18 protein-coding genes and 1 pseudogene are annotated in these 19,103 nt (G+C 62.4%); 10 read left to right on the top strand and 9 right to left on the bottom strand.

Annotated elements, in window-relative coordinates; genetic code table 11:
• Positions 1–123 precede the first annotated feature (123 nt).
• A complete protein-coding gene (locus AC0L3X_RS26060; protein ID WP_084795383.1) occupies positions 124–1,746 on the bottom strand; it encodes an outer membrane beta-barrel protein in 1,623 nt (540 codons plus the stop codon).
• A gap of 442 nt (positions 1,747–2,188) precedes the next feature.
• On the opposite strand from AC0L3X_RS26060, the gene AC0L3X_RS26065 reads away from it, so the two are divergent.
• From AC0L3X_RS26065 to AC0L3X_RS26095, 7 genes are all read left to right on the top strand, one after another.
• Positions 2,189–2,764 (top strand): hypothetical protein, encoded by a 576-nt coding sequence (locus tag AC0L3X_RS26065; RefSeq protein WP_063984154.1) that lies wholly within the window; start codon positions 2,189–2,191, stop codon positions 2,762–2,764.
• Positions 2,765–3,211: 447 nt separating this feature from the next.
• On the top strand, positions 3,212–4,804 hold the full coding sequence (locus AC0L3X_RS26070; protein ID WP_231144543.1) for a DUF4118 domain-containing protein: 1,593 nt from the start codon (positions 3,212–3,214) through the stop codon (positions 4,802–4,804).
• Positions 4,797–5,522 (top strand): response regulator, encoded by a 726-nt coding sequence (locus tag AC0L3X_RS26075; protein ID WP_063984157.1) that lies wholly within the window; start codon positions 4,797–4,799, stop codon positions 5,520–5,522. Before AC0L3X_RS26070 ends, AC0L3X_RS26075 begins: the two co-directional genes overlap by 8 nt.
• Positions 5,522–5,749, top strand: coding sequence for a hypothetical protein (locus tag AC0L3X_RS26080; protein WP_187387753.1), 228 nt, complete (start codon positions 5,522–5,524; stop codon positions 5,747–5,749). The genes AC0L3X_RS26075 and AC0L3X_RS26080 overlap by 1 nt, the downstream gene beginning before the upstream one ends.
• 135 nt (positions 5,750–5,884) lie before the next feature.
• Positions 5,885–6,007: a hypothetical protein gene (locus AC0L3X_RS26085; protein ID WP_256376419.1), complete on the top strand. Its 123-nt coding sequence runs from the start codon at positions 5,885–5,887 to the stop codon at positions 6,005–6,007.
• 292 nt (positions 6,008–6,299) lie between these two features.
• Entirely contained in the window at positions 6,300–7,064 is a 765-nt protein-coding gene (locus AC0L3X_RS26090) for an outer membrane protein (protein WP_187387754.1), read from the top strand.
• 487 nt (positions 7,065–7,551) lie between these two features.
• Positions 7,552–7,992, top strand: coding sequence for a hypothetical protein (locus AC0L3X_RS26095; RefSeq protein ID WP_081369286.1), 441 nt, complete (start codon positions 7,552–7,554; stop codon positions 7,990–7,992).
• Positions 7,993–8,244: 252 nt separating this feature from the next.
• Here the strand turns inward: AC0L3X_RS26095 and AC0L3X_RS26100 are convergent.
• From AC0L3X_RS26100 to AC0L3X_RS26130, 7 genes and pseudogenes are all read right to left on the bottom strand, one after another.
• A pseudogene (locus tag AC0L3X_RS26100) lies at positions 8,245–8,394 on the bottom strand (DUF3088 family protein); the annotation flags it as partial.
• A 28-nt stretch (positions 8,395–8,422) separates the two neighbouring features.
• On the bottom strand, positions 8,423–8,743 hold the full coding sequence (locus tag AC0L3X_RS26105; protein WP_063984159.1) for a 4Fe-4S dicluster domain-containing protein: 321 nt from the start codon (positions 8,741–8,743) through the stop codon (positions 8,423–8,425).
• A complete protein-coding gene (locus tag AC0L3X_RS26110) occupies positions 8,740–10,368 on the bottom strand; it encodes an FAD-dependent oxidoreductase (protein WP_231144542.1) in 1,629 nt (542 codons plus the stop codon). The genes AC0L3X_RS26105 and AC0L3X_RS26110 overlap by 4 nt, the downstream gene beginning before the upstream one ends.
• 24 nt (positions 10,369–10,392) lie before the next feature.
• Positions 10,393–11,175, bottom strand: coding sequence for a MetQ/NlpA family ABC transporter substrate-binding protein (locus AC0L3X_RS26115; RefSeq protein WP_063984161.1), 783 nt, complete (start codon positions 11,173–11,175; stop codon positions 10,393–10,395).
• A 41-nt stretch (positions 11,176–11,216) separates the two neighbouring features.
• Entirely contained in the window at positions 11,217–11,462 is a 246-nt protein-coding gene (locus tag AC0L3X_RS26120; protein ID WP_063984162.1) for a hypothetical protein, read from the bottom strand.
• Between the two features lie 29 nt (positions 11,463–11,491).
• Entirely contained in the window at positions 11,492–12,289 is a 798-nt protein-coding gene (locus AC0L3X_RS26125; RefSeq protein WP_084795384.1) for a MetQ/NlpA family ABC transporter substrate-binding protein, read from the bottom strand.
• A 35-nt stretch (positions 12,290–12,324) separates the two neighbouring features.
• Entirely contained in the window at positions 12,325–13,644 is a 1,320-nt protein-coding gene (locus AC0L3X_RS26130; RefSeq protein ID WP_473316979.1) for an O-acetylhomoserine aminocarboxypropyltransferase/cysteine synthase family protein, read from the bottom strand.
• 249 nt (positions 13,645–13,893) lie between these two features.
• Between AC0L3X_RS26130 and AC0L3X_RS26135 the strand changes: the two genes are divergently transcribed.
• The gene (locus tag AC0L3X_RS26135) at positions 13,894–15,300 is read left to right on the top strand and encodes an LLM class flavin-dependent oxidoreductase (protein WP_473316980.1); all 1,407 of its coding nucleotides are present in this window, start codon (positions 13,894–13,896) and stop codon (positions 15,298–15,300) included.
• 12 nt (positions 15,301–15,312) lie between these two features.
• Here the strand turns inward: AC0L3X_RS26135 and AC0L3X_RS26140 are convergent, their stop codons facing one another.
• Positions 15,313–16,167: a LysR family transcriptional regulator gene (locus AC0L3X_RS26140; protein WP_063984164.1), complete on the bottom strand. Its 855-nt coding sequence runs from the start codon at positions 16,165–16,167 to the stop codon at positions 15,313–15,315.
• Between the two features lie 130 nt (positions 16,168–16,297).
• Between AC0L3X_RS26140 and AC0L3X_RS26145 the strand changes: the two genes are divergently transcribed.
• Together AC0L3X_RS26145 and AC0L3X_RS26150 are read left to right on the top strand one after the other, a co-directional pair.
• Complete coding sequence (locus tag AC0L3X_RS26145; protein WP_063984165.1) at positions 16,298–17,920, top strand: MFS transporter; 1,623 nt, start codon at positions 16,298–16,300, stop codon at positions 17,918–17,920.
• 211 nt (positions 17,921–18,131) lie between these two features.
• On the top strand, positions 18,132–19,097 hold the full coding sequence (locus tag AC0L3X_RS26150) for an aliphatic sulfonate ABC transporter substrate-binding protein (protein ID WP_063984166.1): 966 nt from the start codon (positions 18,132–18,134) through the stop codon (positions 19,095–19,097).
• Positions 19,098–19,103 lie beyond the last annotated feature (6 nt).

Below are 19,103 nucleotides of genomic sequence, written 5' to 3' on the forward strand. Positions count from 1 at the left end.
TGTGGGAGAAGGTGGCGCGGAGGCAATCCGCGCCGGATGAGGGGTCTGTCTCCGCGGATGCAAACCCCTCACCCGTCGCGGCCCCGGGGGGGGGGGGCCCCCCCCCCCCCCCCGTCCGCAGAATCAGAAGTGGATGATGATGTCCGCCGAACCGATGACGGCCGTCTTCTTGTTCGGGGGAATGCCGAAGTTGGCGTTACCGTTGAACGCCGGCGCGTCCAGCGCGTGATACACCGACACTTCGGGCCGGATCTCGATCTGCGGCGAGAACCAGTGCTGCCAGCCGATCCCGGTCTCGACGTAGCGCGTCTTCACGCCGGTACGCTGTCCCTGCTTGTCGTCGAACCACTCGAGACGATAGGAGATGTTGTCCATCTTCGTCGGGCTGTAGTTCACGTAGGTCAGGAAGGTCTGGACCGACGCCGTGCACGAGAGCTGGGTTGCGTTGCCGCAATGCGCGCCGAACGGTGCGTTCCAGGGCATGACGTCGAGCGAGAACGGTGTACCGCTGGCCACGAGCGCGACCGAGGCCGGATTGTCGAGGTTGAGCACGTTGTTCTGGTGCTCGTTGTAGGTCTCGAACGAGATGTGCCACTGATCGTTGAACTTGTGATAATAGGTCAACCCGTACCACTGGAGATTGTTGTAGCCCCAGGTGCCGTTGTTGATGCCGTTGGCGATCACGTAGACGCCGTCATTGCCGCTATCGGTGACGTAGCGGACGGCCGCGCTGAAGGTGGGCTGCGCGCCGGGATCTTTCAGCATGGTGCTGTCCGGGAACAGCGGATTGGGATTCGGATTGGCGATCTTGGCGCCGACATGCCACGGCATTGCTTCGGTGCCGACCGAGAAGCCTCCCTGGATCATCCAGTTCTTGTTCAGCGCGAGCGAGGCGTTGATGCCGGTGTTCGTATAGTTGTCGAACGTATACGTCATCGAATGCGTATACATGTAGTTGTTCGGCGCGAGCTGCGCCTCGATGTCCGGGATCGAGATGTAGCGGCCGAACCTCAGCAGAAGGCCGTCGGCCAGATAGGGAATGAAGACCTCGCCATAGGCCATCGGCATGTCATAGCCGTAGTTCCTGTTCTGCTGAAGGAGCTGATTGCTCCACAAGCCGTAAGCCGTGGTGTAGCGATAGTTCTCGCCATAGATCGGCGCGATGCGGAAGCCCCAGTCGATGTGGTCCTTCTGGACTGTGTCGGGCAGCCGCTCGATATAGACCACGGCCTGATCGAGCTGAACCGTGTTCGGATTGTAGTCGTATGCCGCCGGCGAATTGCCGCCGCGGACGGTGTTGTTGCTGAGGTTGCCGCCGGCGTTGACCCAGCCATAGACCTGAATGTGCGCGTCGTTCATCCACTGCCCGACGGCCGTGTTGCTCATCGCGTTCATCAGCGGGCTGTCGACCGAGTTCGGACGCGTGACGCCGATTGCGGTCGCACCGCCATAGGGCCATTCGGTGAACGGCATCGGCGGAATGCTCTGCGGTGTCGCAGGCCAACCGTCGCGGCGCGACGCCGCCGCCTTCGGATCGGACGGCGCGGCCTCATGGCCCCATTCGAGCCGATAGTAGTTGATGAAGCGGGTCATGAAGTCCTGACCCAGATAGGAGTCCATGCACGCATAGTTCTTGTAGGGATCGCAGAACGTCTTCCCCACGGGCGGAAGCGTGTCCGCTGCATTGGCGGCGCCGCCAATCCCGATCGCGACCAGCGATACGCCCGCCAAAAGATAGTTTCTCATCATATTGCCCCAAGCTGTTGGACCGACGCCTTCCAGGCGCTCTTTCGGTTTGGTTAAGCTTCAGGTGCAATCTTTCGTGAGGCGGGCAAAAAAAAGCGATGCGGTTTCCGGCGCGCGTTCGTTAAAATAAAATAGCGCGAGGCGCCTCGCGGGCATCATTTGCATTCGTAAGCATCAGATGCTCACCGCGCTTGCTCAAATCGTCAGCGAAAAAGTGGTCTTTTGCCGTTAGAACGATGATGCAGCGCAAACGTTCGCTTCGAGCTGTGTCATTTTCGTCATAGTGCGCGACGCGCTGTGCTCGACTTACTCGCAACCAAGCGCCGCTTGCTTCCCGCAGCTAGTATTTTGCTACGCATGTGCGCCAGATTGTCGATCGAAGATATATGCCTGGACTCGCTAAGCTCGCTACGTAGGCAAATTTGCTTCGCGAGGTTTGATCATGGAAGCCGTGACTTGTGCAGCGCGCGCCAGCGACAACACAACAGCGGGCGGTGTCGCGTTCGACCTCGGCTTCCTGCCGAAGAACCTGACGCGGCAATGTTGCAGCCTGATCGAATCGTATCACGAGGTTCACGGCTTCGCCTCGTTGCCCAATATGCTTTGGCACTTTCGCTTGGGCCCGCTGATCGAACGGCACACTGAGCTTCGCCGAATCCTGCGCCGCGCCTCGACGACCCGCAGCTCGAAGAAGGCCAATGACGGCTTCGTGCAGATCGCGACCACGATTCTCTCGCTAGAGATTCTGGCGAGCAGCTTCGCCGGATGGAGCGCGATCTATCCGGTCGCCGGCGAGACCGCGCGTGACGTCCTGAAACAGAGTGCGCACGGGCCGCATATGCCGCTGATGGACTTCTATCTCTATCCGCCCAAGCAGATCAGCGCCGCAGCGGTCGCGGCCCTTGCGCTGCCTCAGACCCGCTCGGCCGACGAAGCCGGCCTTTACCGGGCATCTAGGCCGGAGCTTCTCGGCGAGAAGCGCGCCCTGCAATATGCGAGCCTGGTCCGGCAGGCATAAGACGCCTCACAGCCACGAATCGCGGCGTTGCCCTGAGGCCCGGTACAATCGTTGAGGGAATCAGAACCCGACTTCGCCTGACGCGGAGTCCGGATCGAACTTTTTCCGTAGAACTACGGAGGCTGCGGCTATTTCTTTTTTATGTTGGACCACTCCCAACATCATAGATTTTCTACGTCGATCTGGAACATCGTTCCTTCGCCGGGTAGTTGACGACATCGAAGAGTCTGCATCACGACATTGAACGGGTTCGGGTGCGCGCCGTTGGTCGACGCATGCCGATAGCAATCGAATTTCCGAACATTGTCCGATCGGGTCTTGTTTGACCATTGATCCCGTTGCGGCCGACGCGGCCGGAGCTGGACCTTTCGATGTCGCCGTCGGCAAGGGCAAGTACGTACTTTGATTCTTCATCCACCTCTGGGCCGCATGTTTTCGATGACGAGCGTGCGGCAGACCGATTCCAAATTGCCATCCTCGGGGATACCGGCCCTGGATGAGGTCGCGTCGCTGCGTGTCGTCGTGTGGCGCAACGTGATCCCGGTGTTGCTGTCGGTTCTGAGCATCGGACTGGTCACCACCGCGCTGTTCGCACTCAGCACGACCTTGGCGTCAAGCCTGGTCCCGATCGCCTACCTCGTTCCAGTCATGTATGCTGCGACTCGATGGGGCGTCTGGCCGGCAATGACGGCATCGATCACGGGCACGGCAGCCGCGGATTTCTTCTTCTTCGAACCTCTTTACAGCTTTCGCGTTGACAACCCGCAGGAGGCGGTCGATCTCCTGCTGTTCCTGATCGTTGCGCTGGTCAGCAGCAATCTGGCCTCGCGGCTGCGCAAGGAAACGGACACGTTGCGACAGCGCGAGAAGGAGATGCACGCGCTCTATGACTTCTCGCGTCGCCTCGCCTCCTGCTTTACGGTCGCGGACTTGATTTCCGCCATCCGTCAACATTTCGAGGGCGCCTTCGGCCACGCGGCAACTTTGTTCGTGACGACCGCGGACGGGCATTTCGAACCCCCTGAGTCGCGCTTCGCACCACTTTCAGTGCAGGCAACTGCGGCAGCGATGAATTCCGGAGCGGGTCCAGGGTTGCAGACCATCGTCGACGAGCAGCGCGGCGAGATCTGGCTGCTCAGGGCGATCTCGTCAGATTCCGCTATTCACGGCGTGATCGCGGTCAATATCGGTCTGGGTTCCCAGCCAGCGATTGAACGGCGGACTCGACGGATCCAATCAATCCTCGACGAGACCGCGCTGACGCTGCAGCGCCTCGACATCGGCAAGGTGATGGAGAGCGCGCGATTGCGCCTGCAGGCGCAAATGTTACGCGACGCCTTCCATGGAACACTGTCGCACGAGCTTTGCACGCCGCTCGCGGCGATCCAGGGTTCGGCGAGCGTGCTGGAGACCATTCCAGCCATACGTGGAGACGCGCGCATAAGAACGCTGGTCGAGGCGATCTCTGACGAGGCGAGCCATCTCGACGGCTATATCAGCAACCTGCTCAGCGCGACTCGCGTCACCGCGGGCGGACTGAGCCCGCGCCGCGAATGGGCGGACCCGAGGGATATCGTCAACGGCGCCATCACGCGCCGCGCGCGACGGCTTTCGGCGCATCGGATAGAGGCGAATTTCACAGATGATCTTCCGCTGCTCCACGTCGACTCGGGCCTGGTGGAGGAGGCTTGCGGGCAGATCCTGGAGAACGCCGCGAAATATTCGCCGTCCGGTTCGACGATCACCGTGGACGTGCGTTGCGAGCCCCATCGCGTGCACGTCGTCGTGTCCGATCAGGGCGTTGGTATCACCGCCGATGAACAGCAAAAGCTTGGGCAGCGATCCTTTCGAAGCGCGCGACATCAGGCGTCGGTGCCGGGGTCGGGCCTCGGCTTCTGGATCGCCTCGACCTTCATCCAGGCCAATGAGGGCATGATCACGGTTCATAGCCGCGGCCAAGGACAGGGAACAACGGTATCGATCTCCCTGCCCGCGCTCGAGCCATCCACCTCCGAACCGATCGCGCTGACAGATGAGTAAGCCGGCAAACATCGTTCTCCTGATCGACGACGAACCGAAGATCAGGCGCTTCCTCCGCGCCGGCTTCGAGCTCACCAGCTTCGCCGTGCTCGAGGCCGAAAACGCCACCGAGGCATTGAAGCTCGCGACCTTCAGTTCACCTGACCTCATCGTTCTCGATCTGGCGCTACCCGATCTTCACGGCGCGGAGGTGCTGGAGCGGATCCGTGCGTGGTCCAACGTGCCGATCATCATCCTTTCCGTCGCTGCCGGCGAGGACGAGAAGGTACGTCTGCTCCAGGCCGGCGCCGACGATTACGTCGTCAAGCCGTTTGGCATGGCCGAACTGCTGGCGCGAAGCGAGGCCGCCTTGCGGCGGTACTTCAAGTCGGCGACGGAAAATCCAGTCGTGGTCGCAGGCCCGCTGTCGGTCGATCTCGTGACCCGTACGGTCTCGCTGAACAACAACCTGGTTCGCCTGACGCGCAAGGAATATCGGCTGCTTCACGTTCTCGCCATGCATGTCGGCCTCGTCGTCACCCACGATCAGCTCCTGAAGGATATCTGGAACGGCAATCAGCGCGACAACATCCAGTACCTTCGGATCCTCGTGCGCAAGCTTCGCCAGAAGATCGAGGCCGACCCCAACCAGCCACGTCTCCTGGTGACCGAGTCGGGTGTCGGCTATCGCCTTCAGAACCGTCTGGACGCCGCGCCGGTGGCGGCACGGGTGAGTTGATGCTTCGCCCTTCTCCAAGACGATCCTTTTACGTCGTCGTGTCCTGGTCCGGCGATGCATGTCAGGATTGGTCCTGGGAAATCCGGCGCAAGCGCAGGCCGATGGGCATCAGGCTTCGTGAAGCCGGGTTTCGCTCGCACCGGGCCGCGCACGAGGCCGGACGCATCGCGCTCGAAGATCTCCTCAACGGACTGGTCATCGAGCGCGCCTCGCGATCCGCGCTCTGACCAGGGCTGCCCCATACCTTGCGCCGCCCGCGAGTGCTGGCATGCCTGCGCACGACGCGCAGAACACCCATCGTATAAAAATAATATATTTCCATTCCCGAACCGCGTAGCTTGCCCAACAAAAGGGCGAGTGCCGTGGACTTCCTCATTCAAACATTTAGCGTTTTTGGCATCGACGCCCAGTACTGGATGCTTGCGGGCGCGGCCGTTGTCGCAATCTTCATCATCTTCGCCTGGCGAACGCGCGACAGGGATTGACGGGATTGCGCACCGGACCATCGGCACAAACACAGTGATACAATCTCAGGCGACCTTCGACGTATCGCGCGGCCATGTCCGGCGTCTCAATTTACCGAAACCACTCCGCGAGTCCGGAAGCTATTTTTCCTTAATTCTTTTCGGCATTTTGCGATGTCGCGAGCGTACAACGCGCGCGCAAAAAGCGACCTCTGCACGCTCAAGCAGCCCTTTCGGCATCGCGGAATCCGTGCGCTGTCCCTAACATCATCTCCGAAGATGAATTGGCCTCATGGCCATGCAGGGGGCTCGAATGTACGGACGATTGAAATCTCTTGTTGTCGCAAGTGTGCTGATCGGGCTCGGCGCGGCGAGCGCCGCAGTCGCTGCCGATCTGCCATTGAAGGCGCGGCCAATGGCTGCCGCTCCGCTCTACAACTGGACCGGCTGCTACCTCGGCGCCAATGTCGGTGGCGGCTGGACACGGCTGAATACGGCCCGCGCGCTCGACGTCGGCGGCGTGGCTGCACCGAACGACTACGGCCGCGAGAAGGACAGCGGCGTGATCGGCGGCGGCCAGGTCGGTTGCGATTTCCAGACCGGCAATCTGGTGTTCGGCGTCGGCGGCAGCTTCGATTTCGGCAATATCAAGGGCAGCCACGCCTTGACCGACTTCCCCGCCTTCTCCGAAGCGAACAACCTGAAAGAGATCTACACCGCGACCGGCCGCATCGGCTATCTCTGGACGCCGCAATTCCTCGGCTATCTCAAGGGCGGTGCGGCCTTCATTCGGGAACGCAACCAGGTCTTTGCGCCCGGTGGCGCGCTGATCGAGTCCGCAAGCTTCATGCAGCCCGGCATGACCATCGGTATCGGCGCCGAATGGATGTTCGCGCCGAACTGGTCGGTCTTCGCCGAGTATAACTACATGTCGTTCCTCGACGACAGCGCGCGGGCGTTCACACTGGCTGGCGGCGGCGCGGGTGAAGTCATCAACGTCCAGCAGCGTGCCTCGACCGCGCTGGTCGGCGTCAACTACAAATTCCATTGGGATGCCCCTGTCGTCGCCAAATACTGAAGTCTCTCGGCAAACCTCCAACCACTCGAGCCCCGGCACGTCCGGGGCTCCTTTTTTGAGCGAGGCTCCGGTTCAGGCCAGCCCTCCAATTGTCCGATCTGTGCAACGCCACCAGGGATGGGGAAGTCTCATGGGTTTGCGCTCTTGGCTTCTCATCCTGGTGACGGCCGCCTTCGCGGCACATCATTCTTCATGCCTTGGATCGCCAGATCGACGCCGGCATCCATCGCCTGTCGGAGGCAACGATCAACCATCCTGGTGCAGGCAGCAGTGCGGAGCCCGACCTGAGATCGGTGACGGCACGAAGCGCCTACATGCGCAACGAACGTTGAACGCACCTCAACCTCGTCCCGATCCTATGCCGTTCCTATGAGATAAGCCTGCCTGTCCCCTCGAAATCATACTGGCCGCGAACGATATTGGTCGCGCCATTCAGGGCAAATTCTCGTTCCAGTGCGCCCGCGCACCTACTGTAAGGAGTATCTTCGTGCTCCACCCCGCTCCCTTCACCGATCGCGACCAGGTGGTCGAGACCATGATCTCGCTCACCCATCTGTCGAATCTCAATCGCGCGATCGTCGCGGGCCGTGGTAGCGCCGAACTCTATCAGGCGCTGCGCCAGCGCGGCTTCACCCGAATTGGACTGCCCTCCATCTTCTTGCGTAAGCCGGCCTTTTCCGTCGGCCTCATCACCGTGCAAGACATGTTCAGTGAGTTCGAGATGGCGCTGTCCCAGATCGCACCATCTCTCGGCACGACCGCTGCAATCGCGGTGCTGATCAAGTCGAACGAGGCGGGCTTCGCGCTCAAGGTCCGCAAGAAGCTCGAACAGCTCGGCTTCCGAATCGAGGCCGGGGTCAGATGCCGTCAGGGCTTCGTCATGTCCGCCTATCGGCAGGATTCTGCCCAGATGAAACGGGCGGCCTGAAACGCGGAGCTGCGGCTGAGTGCGTCTATATGAGTTTCCTATGCGGCGACGCCGCAGGCGCTCTCGCTTTCCTACATCCCGCACGTCATCATGCTGCAGCAGGCACGTTGCGGCGAACGATCGCGATGTATTGGGAGCTTCATGACGTCGCCCTACTACCTCGCCATGGCCGCTCTGTTGGGCCTGGTGACAACGTCCTCCTCCCTGATCGGCGCCGCGATCGGACTTCACGCTCCCTTTTCAAAGCGTCCCCAGGCGCTGCACCTCAATCTGTGTTGCCAGCCCTGGAAACGACGCCAGCAACCCCGCAATCGCATTGCAGTGCGAGCAGACGAAGAAGCGGCCCGGCTGCCCGGGATCCTCAAATCCGGGCTTCAACAGGAACAGGCGATCTCCAGTCATGTCCGTTCTCCCGAAGTCGACGTAAACTTCAATGGCCGAACAGCCGGTAGCTCCGATCCGCATCGCGCAAGTGCCGGCTCTCATTGGTCCAGCCTACTGCACGCCGATAGCTGCCGAGCACTGCGGCTTCCTTCAACGCGGCGACGTCGACCTGTTGCGGCGCGTCGGCGAATGGCGAGACGAACAGCGCGTCCTCGGGGCAGTAGAGCTCGCACAGGAAGCAGGTTTGGCAATCGCTCTGGCGCGCGATCCTCGGAATGTCGTCGGTCTTGTCGAAGACATTGGTGGGGCACACGTTGACGCAGATGTCGCACGCCGTGCAGCGCTCGGCATCGATGACCTCGATCATTCCGCGGCCTCCGCGTACTGAGAGGAACGCAGCGGGCGCGCCGAGGTCCAGACGTCGTCGAGCCCTCCGGTCGTCACGTAGTGGCGATAGCGGTCGTCCTGCTCGGGATAGTCGTCGCGGCGATGCATACCCCGGCTCTCCTGACGCGCCAGCGCGCTCCGATACATCCAGCGCGCCGTTGCGAGCATGGCCGTGGCCTCGCGTGCGCGAAGCAGATCCTGCTCGTCTGACGCGCCGGCATTCGATGCCTCAGACCAGAAGCCGTCCAGACGCCATAACGCCTCGCTGAGCCGCCCGGCTTCGCGGAAATAGTTCAGCTCGTACGGAAACACCTCGTCCTGAACGTTCCGGGCGAGCTTGTCAGCCTGAAGCGGTCGCCCACTGCCGGAGCGAAGCGCAACGCTGCCGCGCCGAAATGCCTGACGCCCGCTTGTGGTACCCAGCTGTCGCGCGAATTCGGCGGCGCCCTGACCGGCCCAATACCCCGACGACATTGCCCAGGCCGCATTGTGGCTACCGCCCCCGGTGAAACCACCGCAGATCAGCTCGCGGGTTGCCGCGTCGCCCGCAGCGTAGAGGCCGGGAACGGTAGTCGCGCAGCTGTCGTCGACGATCCGCAGGCCACCCGTGCCGCGGACGGTCCCCTCGAGGCGAAGCGTGATCGGAAAACGCTGCGTGAACGGATCGAGGCCGGTCCGGTCGAACGGCAGGAAGAAGTTCGGCTGAGATACCCTCATATGCCGCTGGGTCTCGGCGTCGGCCTCGTCGAGCCGGGCGTACACCGGGCCCTTGCACAACGCCCGAGCAATAATCGACCGGCCGCCCTTGGATGACGCCCCTGGGATCACACTGCCTTCCTCGTCGGTGAAGCTCGACCAGCTGTAGAACAGGGTCTTGGTCACTGAGCCGAATGCCGGCGAGATAGCATAGGCGTTGGAGAACTCCATGCTGGTGAATTCCGCGCCGGCCTCGGCTGCCAGGAGATAGCCATCGCCGGTCAGAACGTTCGAGCCCAACGTCTTGCTAAGGAAGGCGCATCCGCCGGTGGCGATCACCACAGCCTTCGCATTGACCACCCAACGGTCGCCTTTCTGCCGTCGCAGGCCTGCGGCGCCGGCCACCACGCCGTTCTCATCCACCAAGAGCTCGAGCGCCGGCGAGTGATCCAGAATGGTGACGCCGGCTTGCTTCGTTCGCTTGCGCATCAGCCGCATGTATTCCGGACCCTGGAGTGAATTCCGCTGCGGCTTGCCGTCGTCATCCGAAGGATAAGGATAGCCCCAATCGGCGAGCTGGTTGCTCTGGGCGTAGGTCCGGTCCAGCACGCGCGCCATCCAGCGACGGTCCTGGAGGTGGCCACCGAGTTTCTCACGGCTGGCCATCGCGGCCTCGCGGCGCTCCGGAGCGGGGTCGACGTACCAGACACCGGTGCCGGCCGCCGCGGTCGCGCCTGAGGTGCCGCAAAACCCCTTGTCCGCCAGCACGACGCGCGCACCACGCTCGGCGGCACTTATTGCGGCCCATGTGCCCGCGGGACCGCCACCGAGCACCAGCACATCCGCATCGAACACGACGGATCCTGCCGAACTCGATAGCTTCTCGGCACGGCCAGGTGGGTTTGTCATCGCTCGTCTCCGGATTGAATCTGTTCAGAACGCGGGTATCTGACCCGGCAGTTTGTCCTTGATGGTCTGGCGGACCGTATCGTTCTGATAGGCACGCACCAGCTTCGCGACCCAGGGAGCATCCTTGTCCTTCTCGCGAACGGCGATGAAGTTGCTGTAGGGATTGTTGACCGAGGATTCGATTGCGATGGATTCCTTGCCGGGAATGAGGCCGGCGGGGACGGCGTAATTGGTGTTGATGACCGCAGCATCGACGTCGTCCAGGCTGCGCGGCAGTTGGGCGGCGTCGATTTCACGGATCCTGAGCTTCTTTGGATTTGCGGTCACATCGAGCGCGGTCGGCAGGATCCCCACGCCGTCCTTGAGCTCGATCAGCTTTTCGGCCTGAAGCAGCCGCAGGGCCCGGCCACCGTTCGACGGATCGTTGGGGATGCCGATCGACGCCCCCTCCTTGATCTCGGCAACCGACTTCGCCTTGCGGGAATAGAGCCCGATCGGTGCGACGATCGTCTCGCCGACGGCGACGATCTTGTATCCCCTGGTCTTGATCTGGTTGTCCAGGAACGGCTTGTGCTGGAAGGCATTCGCATCGAGATCGCCGACATCCAGCGCGGCATTGGGCAACAGATAATCGTTGAAGACGACGACCTGCACATCGAGGCCGTCCTTGGCCGCGATCTCCTTCACCTTCGCCCAGATGATTTCGGCATCGCCGCCCGATATCCCGACCTTGATCTTCTGATCCGCGAAGGCCGGCGCGGTGAATAGTGCAAAGGCGGCCATCACGAGCAACAAGCGACGTCTCATGGTCTACGATCTCCTTATCGAGCGATAATCTGTTCCGACGTCTAACCGACGCGGGCAACCAGGACGTCCGCCGTGGCATCCGCGAACTCAGACGACATGTCGTTGAAGAGAGCAAGTTCCTGAACCGTCGCAGCACGCGGACGATGGTTCGAACCCTTGGAGCCTTGAAGGAAGAAACGATCCATAGCCTGCACAAACCCCGGCGAGCCTGCAATCTCCGATGCGTGCCTCTCACTTCCCGCCACGAAGGCAAAGCTCATCTGATTGACGTCGACGACATAGATCATGGTGCAGTTTCCCAACGGACGGCGCTCTCCTAGCTGCTGAACCCCGCCGGGATGAAGGCCGGGATCTTCTCCTCGATGAACTGCTTCACTTCCGGCGAGTTGAACACCTGGATAAATGCCTTCAGGCGCGGATCGTCCTTCTTGTCGGGCCGGGCCGTGAAGCGCAGCACGAGCCCGTCATCAACGGTGCGGTCGACGATGAGCGCAGATTTGGGATCCCCGCCGGCCGGAATGAGGTAGGTGATGTTGACGAGCGCCAACGTTACGTCGTCGAGCGACCGATAGGTTTGGGCGGGGTCGAGCTCGACGATCTTGAGGTTCTTTGGATTCTCGATGATGTCGAACTTGCTGACCGAGAAGCCCTTACCGGGCGCCAGCTTGATCAGCCCGGCCCGCTCGAGCAGGATCAGCCCGCGTGCGCCGTTGAGCGGCTCGTTCGGAATGGCGACGCTGTCGCCGGACTTGATGTCGTCGAGCTTCTTGATCTTCTTCGAGAACAGGCCGACCGGCGCAATGACGCCGACCTTGTCGACCTGCACAAGGTTGAAGCCGCGTTGCCTATTCTGAAGCGCGAGATAGGTTGCATGCTGGAACAGATTGGCGTCGACATCGCCGCTGTTCACGACCTCGTTCAATGCCACCCAGTCCGACAGCTCGACGATCTTGACGTCCTGCCCTTTCTCCTTGGCGAGCTTGGCGGCAAAGGACGCCAATTGCCCAACCGGGCCGGCGCTGGTCGCGATCTTCAGCGGCTCGCCGGCGAAGGCGGCCGCCGTGAGAGCAAGCCAGAGACCTGCGGCCTGGGCGGTGCGACGAAGAATTTTCATGATCTCAAGTCCCATTACGATTCAGATGATGTGCCTTACGCAGCCTTGCGCGCCCCAACGTCGGCCTGTGCGAGCGCCTGACCGAGATCCGCCAAGATGTCGTCGGGATGCTCGATCCCCACCGACAGGCGTACGTAGCCGGGCGTGACCCCGGCGGCGAGCTGCTCGGCTGCGGTCAGTTGCTGATGCGTCGTCGATGCAGGATGAATGGCTAACGACCTGGCATCGCCGATATTGGCGACGTGATAGAACAGCTTGAGCGCGTCGACGAAGCGACGGCCGGCCTCGACGCCCCCCTTCAGCTCGAAGCCGACCAGCCCGCCATAGCCGCCCTTCAGATAGGCGTCCGCCCTGCGCCGGTTCTCTCCGTTTTGCAGACCGGGGAAGATCACGTTCGAGACCGAGGCGTGCTTGGCGAGGAAGTTCGCGACCTTCACCGCATTCTCGTTGTGCTGGCGGATGCGCAGCGGCAGGGTTTCGAGGCCCTGGATGAACTGGAAGGCATTTTGCGGCGCGATCGATGCGCCGAGGTCGCGCAGCAGCTTGACGCGGGCTCGCAAGATGTAGGCGATCGGGCCAAGCGGCTTCGCGGCCTCAGTCCAGATCGCGCCGTGGTAGGCCTCGTCGGGCTTGTTCAGAAGCGGAAAGCGATCGGCATGCGCGGCCCAGTCGAAGTTGCCGCCGTCGACGATGGCGCCACCGATCGCGGTGCCGTGGCCTCCGATATACTTCGTGGTCGAATAGACCACCACCGCAGCGCCATGCTCAAACGGGCGTGCGATCAGCGGCGACGCCGTGTTGTCGAGGATCAGCGGCACGCCAAGCGAGCGGCCAATGTCCGCGACCTCCTTGATCGGGAATACGTGTAGCTTGGGATTCGGAAGCGTCTCGCCGAAATAAGCGCGCGTCTTGGCGTCGGTCGCGCGACGGAAGTTTTCGGGATCGGCGGGATCGACAAAGCGCACTTCGATGCCGAACTGCTTCAGGGTCTGCGATAGCAGCGTCCAGGTGCCGCCGTAGAGAGCGGTCGAGGACACGATATTGTCGCCGGCCTGGGCAATGTTGAAGATCGCGAAGGCGGAAGCCGTCTGTCCAGAGGCAACTGCGAGGGCGGCCGCCCCACCCTCGAGTGCAGCAAGCCGATCCTCAAAGGCCTGCTGGGTTGGATTGCCGATACGGGTGTAGATCGGTCCGAGCTGCTCGAGCGCGAACCGGCGCGAGGCGTGATCGGCATTCTCGAACTGGAACGACGTGGTCTGATAGATCGGAACCGCGACCGCGCCGGTGGCGGGGTCGGAGCGGTAGGATCCGCCATGCAACGCCAGCGTCTCGAAGTTCCGGGTCTCCAAGGTCATCTGCAATCCCTTTCGATCTCGAGAGCGCGCCATGCGCGGCAAGCCGTGCTTGTCGACGAAAATGATGCGGTCGGATTCTGCTGCTGTCGAGCGTGTCTGAAAAATAGCGATGCGCGTGCTGCGTCATTGCAGCTTCGCAACGCGTTTGTTCCCGGTCCTTCACCGAATTGGAAACAAACTCGCTCGTGCAAAATGTTAAAAATGCTCACGCGAACAGATGTTCTTTGCGATTGACGATTGGGCCCGACCATGACGAGACCGCGCGAGCTGCGCTTTAACGCTTTCAACATGACTGCGCCCAGCCACAATTGGGCGGGCCTGTGGTCTCATCCGCGCGATGCGTCCATCGACTACAACACGCTCGATTATTGGGTCGACTACGCCAGGACCGCGGAACGCGGACTTCTCGATGGCATCTTCCTGGCAGATGTGTTCGGCGTTTACGACGTCTATGGCGGCACGGCCGATACCGCCGCCCTGCATGCGGTGCAGCTTCCGAACGCGGATCCGACGCTGCTCGTATCCGCCATGGCGCTCGTCACCAGCAATCTCGGCTTCGGCATCACATCGAACCTGACCTTCGAGCATCCCTATCAACTCGCGCGTATGTTTTCGACGCTCGACCATCTCACCAAGGGCAGGATCGGTTGGAACATCGTCACGGGCTATCTCGACAGCGGCGCGCGTGGGATGGGCCTTCCGGCTGGTCGCGCCCATGACGAGCGCTATGACGCGGCCGAGGACTTTCTGACCGCGGCTTACAAGCTATGGGAGGGAAGCTGGGAGGACGATGCGGTTCGCCGCGACCGCGGCAGCCGCGTCTTCACGGATCCCGCCAAGCTCCACCGGGTTCTGCATGATGGTCCCTACTTCAAGGTCGACGGCATCCATCTCGCCGAGCCCTCGCCGCAGCGAACGCCGTTGCTGTATCAGGCCGGCACCTCGAAGCGCGGCCGCGCCTTCGCCGCCCGGCACTCGGAAGCGATCTTTCTCAACGGTCAGACCAAGCCAATCCTCGCACGCGCTGTCCACGAGATTCGAGAAGCGGCCAAGACCTATGGCCGCGATCCCTACGACATCCGCCTGTTTGCCGGCGCGACCGTGATCGTGGCGCCGACGCGGTCTGAGGCGAATGATCTGCTCGAAGACTACGCACGGCATGTCGATCAAACCGGCCAGCTCGCCTTGTTGTCGGGCTGGACCGGCATCGACTTCTCGACCTACCGGCCCGACCAGCCGATCAAATATGTCGAGAGCAACGCCATCCAGTCGATGGTCGAGAATTTCACGGTCCGGAGCGACCGGCCGGTCAATGTCGGCGACCTCGCCAGATTGAGCCGCGCCGGCGCCCGCTCGCCCTTCGTGGTCGGCTCGCCGCAGGACGTCGCCGACGAGCTGATCGCTTGGGCTGACGAGACCGACGTCGACGGGTTCAACCTGTTCCGCCTGGTCGCGCCGGAGTCGCTGAACGCCTTCGTCGACCTCGTGGTGCCGGAGCTGCAATCGCGCGGCGTCTACAAGACCGCCTATCGCGACGGCACGCTACGCGAAAAGCTGTTCCCGGGACGCGGCCCGCGGTTGCACACGACACATCCTGGCGCGAGCTTCCGGCGCGCGCCTTCGACGACTGCGCTCCAATCCGACGCCGCCGAATAGCAAGGACGGAGCTCACGCCTGCGTGCGATGCTCGCGGAACGCGGCTGCCAGCGCCCCCAAGGCGGCCCGTGACCGCCGATCGGTCAAGGACGAATGAAGCACGACCTCGGACGGCGGCAGCTTGGGAAGCCCAAGCTTCTCGCCGATGTCGATCGTGCCACTCGGCGCGATCCGATACGACAGCGGCGCGATGGCGAGCCCCGCCACGACGGCGGCGTGAACCGCCGAAGAGCCGCCTCCCAGGAACACCTCGATCCATTTGATGCCGACCGTATCCAGCGCCTGCGTGGCTACGTTGCGCACGCCGCAGGTCGGAGCCAGCGCAGCCAGACGTAAGGGCTCTCCCGGCCTGTGCTCGAACCCCTGCGCCGCAAACCAGCCGAAGCGCTCACGCGCCAGCGTCTCGCCATCACGACGATCGTCCTCGCGCTGGACGATGGCCGCATCGAGCCGTCCCTGGTCGAACAGGTCGAGGAGGTTGCGCGAATTGTCGAGCTGGACCTCGATGGTCAAATTCGGATCGTGCGCGTGGAGACGTGACAGCAGGGCTGGGACTTCCGGCCCGGCGATATGCGCAGCGATACCAAGTCCGAAGTGACGCGGAGACGCATTGAGCCCCGCGATCGCGCGTTCGTGAGCAACGATCAGCTCCCGCGCGCCCTGCAGAAAAGCCGTCCCTTGCGCAGACAACCGGACCGATCGCGGCGTCCGCTCGAGCAACCGATGCCCGATGCGATCCTCGAGCCGCTTCAGCTTGACGCTGATCGCGCCTTGCGTCGTCCCCAACGCCTTGGCGGCGCGCGTGAAGCTGTGAAGGTCGGCCACCATCACAAAGGCTCTGACGGCATCGACATCGAGCGAGAGCATTCCATCATCCGGCTTTGTTGTCTCTGAAATCTATATCGATCGGATTTTGCTGTGGTCAAGGGCCCCCTATGTTCGCTCAGCCTGACGCGGGCCTAAGCGCACGGGACGCCAATCCCTCCCGGAGCGAGCGATGGCGCATGCGTGCTGGCAATCGACACCATGTTTGGAGGTCACAGCCTTGACGGTCTTATCATCACGACGAAACACGATCGCCCTTGCCGCAGCGTGCCTCGCGTCCCTCATGTTCGGCCTGGAGATATCCAGCGTACCGACGATCCTGCCGACGCTCGAGACGGTGCTGCACGCCAGCTTCCAGCAGCTGCAATGGATCATGAATGCCTACACCATCGCGGTCACGACGGTGCTGATGGCAACCGGCACGCTGGCAGATCGCTATGGCAGAAAGCTTGTATTCGTGGTCAGCATCGCCGTGTTCGGCCTCGCCTCCCTGATCTGCGGCCTGGTGGAAGACGCGCTCCTCCTCATCGTCAGCCGCTTCTTCCAGGGCATGAGCGGTGGTGCGATGCTGATCTGTCAGGTCGCGGTTCTCTCCCATCAATTCCGGGAAGGCCCCGAGCGCGCACGCGCCTTCGCCGCCTGGGGGATCATCTTCGGCATCGGTCTTGGTTTCGGACCGATCATCGGCGCGACGATCGTCGCGGTCTCCGGCTGGCAATGGGTGTTCCTGATCCACGCATTCATCGCAATCGTCACGATCGCGCTCGCCGTGACCGGCGTGCGGGAGTCGCGCGATCCCGAGGCAAAGCACCTCGACATCGCAGGCATTGCGACGCTCTCGACGTCGGTGTTCTGCGTCGCCTTCTATATCACGGAAGGCCCCGACTTCGGCTTCACTGGCCCAACCGGCCTTACGGTCGCCGCGACGGCCGTTCTGAGCTTCATCGCCTTCGTGTTAGCGGAGTTGCATAGCGCCCGCCCGATGTTCGACTTCTCCGTGTTCCGGATACGCGCCTTTTCGGGCGCGCTGCTCGGATCGGCCGGCATGAATTTCAGCTTCTGGCCCTTCATGATCTACCTACCGATCTTCTATCGCAGCGCCCTTGGTTACGACAACGTCGCAGCTGGCCTTGCGCTTCTCACTTACACGCTTCCGACGCTTGTGATTCCGCCGCTCGGCGAACGGATATTGCTGAGGTTCGGCGGCGGCATCGCCATTCCGGTTGGCCTGTTCGTCATCGGACTTGGCTTCATGCTGATGTGGGCCGGTAGCGGCGTTGAGCATGTTACCTGGTTGACACTGGCGCCAGGATGCCTGCTTGCGGGGGCTGGCCTTGCTCTCACCAACACACCGGTGACCAACGTCACGACGGGAGCGGTGTCGAGCACGCGAGCCGGCATGGCATCGGGCATCGACATGAGCGCCCGCATGATCGCGCTCGCCATCAACATCGCCTTGATGGGCTTCATCCTGATCGCCGGCATTTCCTCCCGGCTGAGCAGCGCGCTTCCCGGTGCGCTCGATGCCAGCCATCTGCAACACCTTGCGGAGCGGATCGCCGGCGGCACCGCAGGCATGTCCGACTTCCCCGAGCTGAGCCTCCTGCCGGCAGCGGAAACTGCCGTGCAAAATGCGCTGATCCACGGCTTCAGGCTGATGATGCTCTATGGCGGACTGTCCGTCTGGATCATGGCGCTGGTAAGCTTCGCGATTTCCGGCGAGAGCTACGCCGCACGGAAGCGCTCCGCGCAGAACAGCGATGAGCCAAGCTGTGTTCCCCGCTCATCGCCCTGATCGGATGCGTCCAGGCAGTGCGCTACGACAACATCCTTTCCGCGCCGATAACTCCATTCTCAATTCCGGACGCACGAGAGAATGTTCGTTCCCTTCTGCGCCCGACTGCGAAATTGCCACGCGGACCCGTTTGCCGGCAAAGTGAGCCGTCCAGTCTCCCCCAAACAGAGCTCGAGACGGCAAGGCAGTTTCGTTGAACAGGATACCCGAAATGCATCATCTCACGTTCCGCCTGCGAGCCCTTGCCGCGGTTGCGCTCGGCCTCTTGGCCGTGGCGTCCGTTCAGCCCGCGAGGTCCGAGGAGATCCGCATCGGCTATCAAAAATCCTCGACACTAACGGCGATCCTGAAGACGAACGGGGAGCTGGAGAAGGCCCTCGCGCCGCTCGGCGTCACCATCTCCTGGCACGAATTCAGCAGCGGCCTGCCGCTGCTGGAAGCCATCAACATCGGCAGCATCGATTTCGGCGCGGACGTCGCCGACACCGTGCCGATCTTCGCGCAGGCCGCCGGCGCCAAGCTCGCCTATGTCGCGGAAGAAGCCGCCTCGCCGGCAGCGCAAGCGATCGTCGTTCCACAGTCTTCAACTATCAAGACCATTGCTGAGCTCAAGGGCAAGAAGATCGCCGTCACCAAGGGCGCCGGCAGCCACTATCTGCTGCTTGCGGCGCTGGCGAAATCCGGGCTCAACTTCAAGGACATCACGCCCGCTTATCTGACACCCGCCGACGGCCGCGCTGCGTTCGTTAGCAACAACGTCGATGCCTGGGTGGCCTGGGATCCGTTCCTGACCAGCGCCTTGCACCAGACAAAGGGCCGCATCCTGACGGACGGCAGCAACGGTCTCGCGAGCTACAAGCGCTACTATCTCGCTTCGGCCGCGTATGCGGACAAGCACGCCGAGGTGCTCAACGTGATCTTCGCAAAACTCTCCCAGACGGGAAAATGGGTCAAGGCCCAGCCGAAGGACGCGGCCACATTGCTCGCCGGGCTCTGGGGTATCGACGCCGCGACCGTCGAAGAGGCCAACAGCCACCGTTCCTATCAGGTGGGCGCGGTGACCGGCCCGGGCCTGTCCGAGCAGCAGCGCATTGCGGACGCGTTCCACGCCGAGGGCCTGATCCCCGTGAAGATCGATACCACGGCGATCAAGATCTGGGCGCCGAAGGGGTCCTGACTTCCA

The sequence above is a fragment of the Bradyrhizobium sp. MI1.7 genome, from assembly GCF_055811795.1.

Bases quoted from the DNA above. Each gene is read 5' to 3' on its own strand.
- AC0L3X_RS26075 (WP_063984157.1), top strand. From the start codon at position 4,797: ATGAGTAAGCCGGCAAACATCGTTCTCCTGATCGACGACGAACCGAAG.
- AC0L3X_RS26135 (WP_473316980.1), top strand. From the start codon at position 13,894: ATGACGAGACCGCGCGAGCTGCGCTTTAACGCTTTCAACATGACTGCG.
- AC0L3X_RS26120 (WP_063984162.1), bottom strand. From the start codon at position 11,462: ATGATCTATGTCGTCGACGTCAATCAGATGAGCTTTGCCTTCGTGGCG.
- AC0L3X_RS26105 (WP_063984159.1), bottom strand. From the start codon at position 8,743: ATGATCGAGGTCATCGATGCCGAGCGCTGCACGGCGTGCGACATCTGC.
- AC0L3X_RS26115 (WP_063984161.1), bottom strand. From the start codon at position 11,175: ATGAGACGTCGCTTGTTGCTCGTGATGGCCGCCTTTGCACTATTCACC.
- AC0L3X_RS26110 (WP_231144542.1), bottom strand. From the start codon at position 10,368: ATGACAAACCCACCTGGCCGTGCCGAGAAGCTATCGAGTTCGGCAGGA.
- AC0L3X_RS26130 (WP_473316979.1), bottom strand. From the start codon at position 13,644: ATGACCTTGGAGACCCGGAACTTCGAGACGCTGGCGTTGCATGGCGGA.
- AC0L3X_RS26150 (WP_063984166.1), top strand. From the start codon at position 18,132: ATGCATCATCTCACGTTCCGCCTGCGAGCCCTTGCCGCGGTTGCGCTC.
- AC0L3X_RS26065 (WP_063984154.1), top strand. From the start codon at position 2,189: ATGGAAGCCGTGACTTGTGCAGCGCGCGCCAGCGACAACACAACAGCG.
- AC0L3X_RS26125 (WP_084795384.1), bottom strand. From the start codon at position 12,289: ATGAAAATTCTTCGTCGCACCGCCCAGGCCGCAGGTCTCTGGCTTGCT.
- AC0L3X_RS26145 (WP_063984165.1), top strand. From the start codon at position 16,298: ATGGCGCATGCGTGCTGGCAATCGACACCATGTTTGGAGGTCACAGCC.
- AC0L3X_RS26090 (WP_187387754.1), top strand. From the start codon at position 6,300: ATGTACGGACGATTGAAATCTCTTGTTGTCGCAAGTGTGCTGATCGGG.
- AC0L3X_RS26080 (WP_187387753.1), top strand. From the start codon at position 5,522: ATGCTTCGCCCTTCTCCAAGACGATCCTTTTACGTCGTCGTGTCCTGG.
- AC0L3X_RS26060 (WP_084795383.1), bottom strand. From the start codon at position 1,746: ATGAGAAACTATCTTTTGGCGGGCGTATCGCTGGTCGCGATCGGGATT.
- AC0L3X_RS26140 (WP_063984164.1), bottom strand. From the start codon at position 16,167: ATGCTCTCGCTCGATGTCGATGCCGTCAGAGCCTTTGTGATGGTGGCC.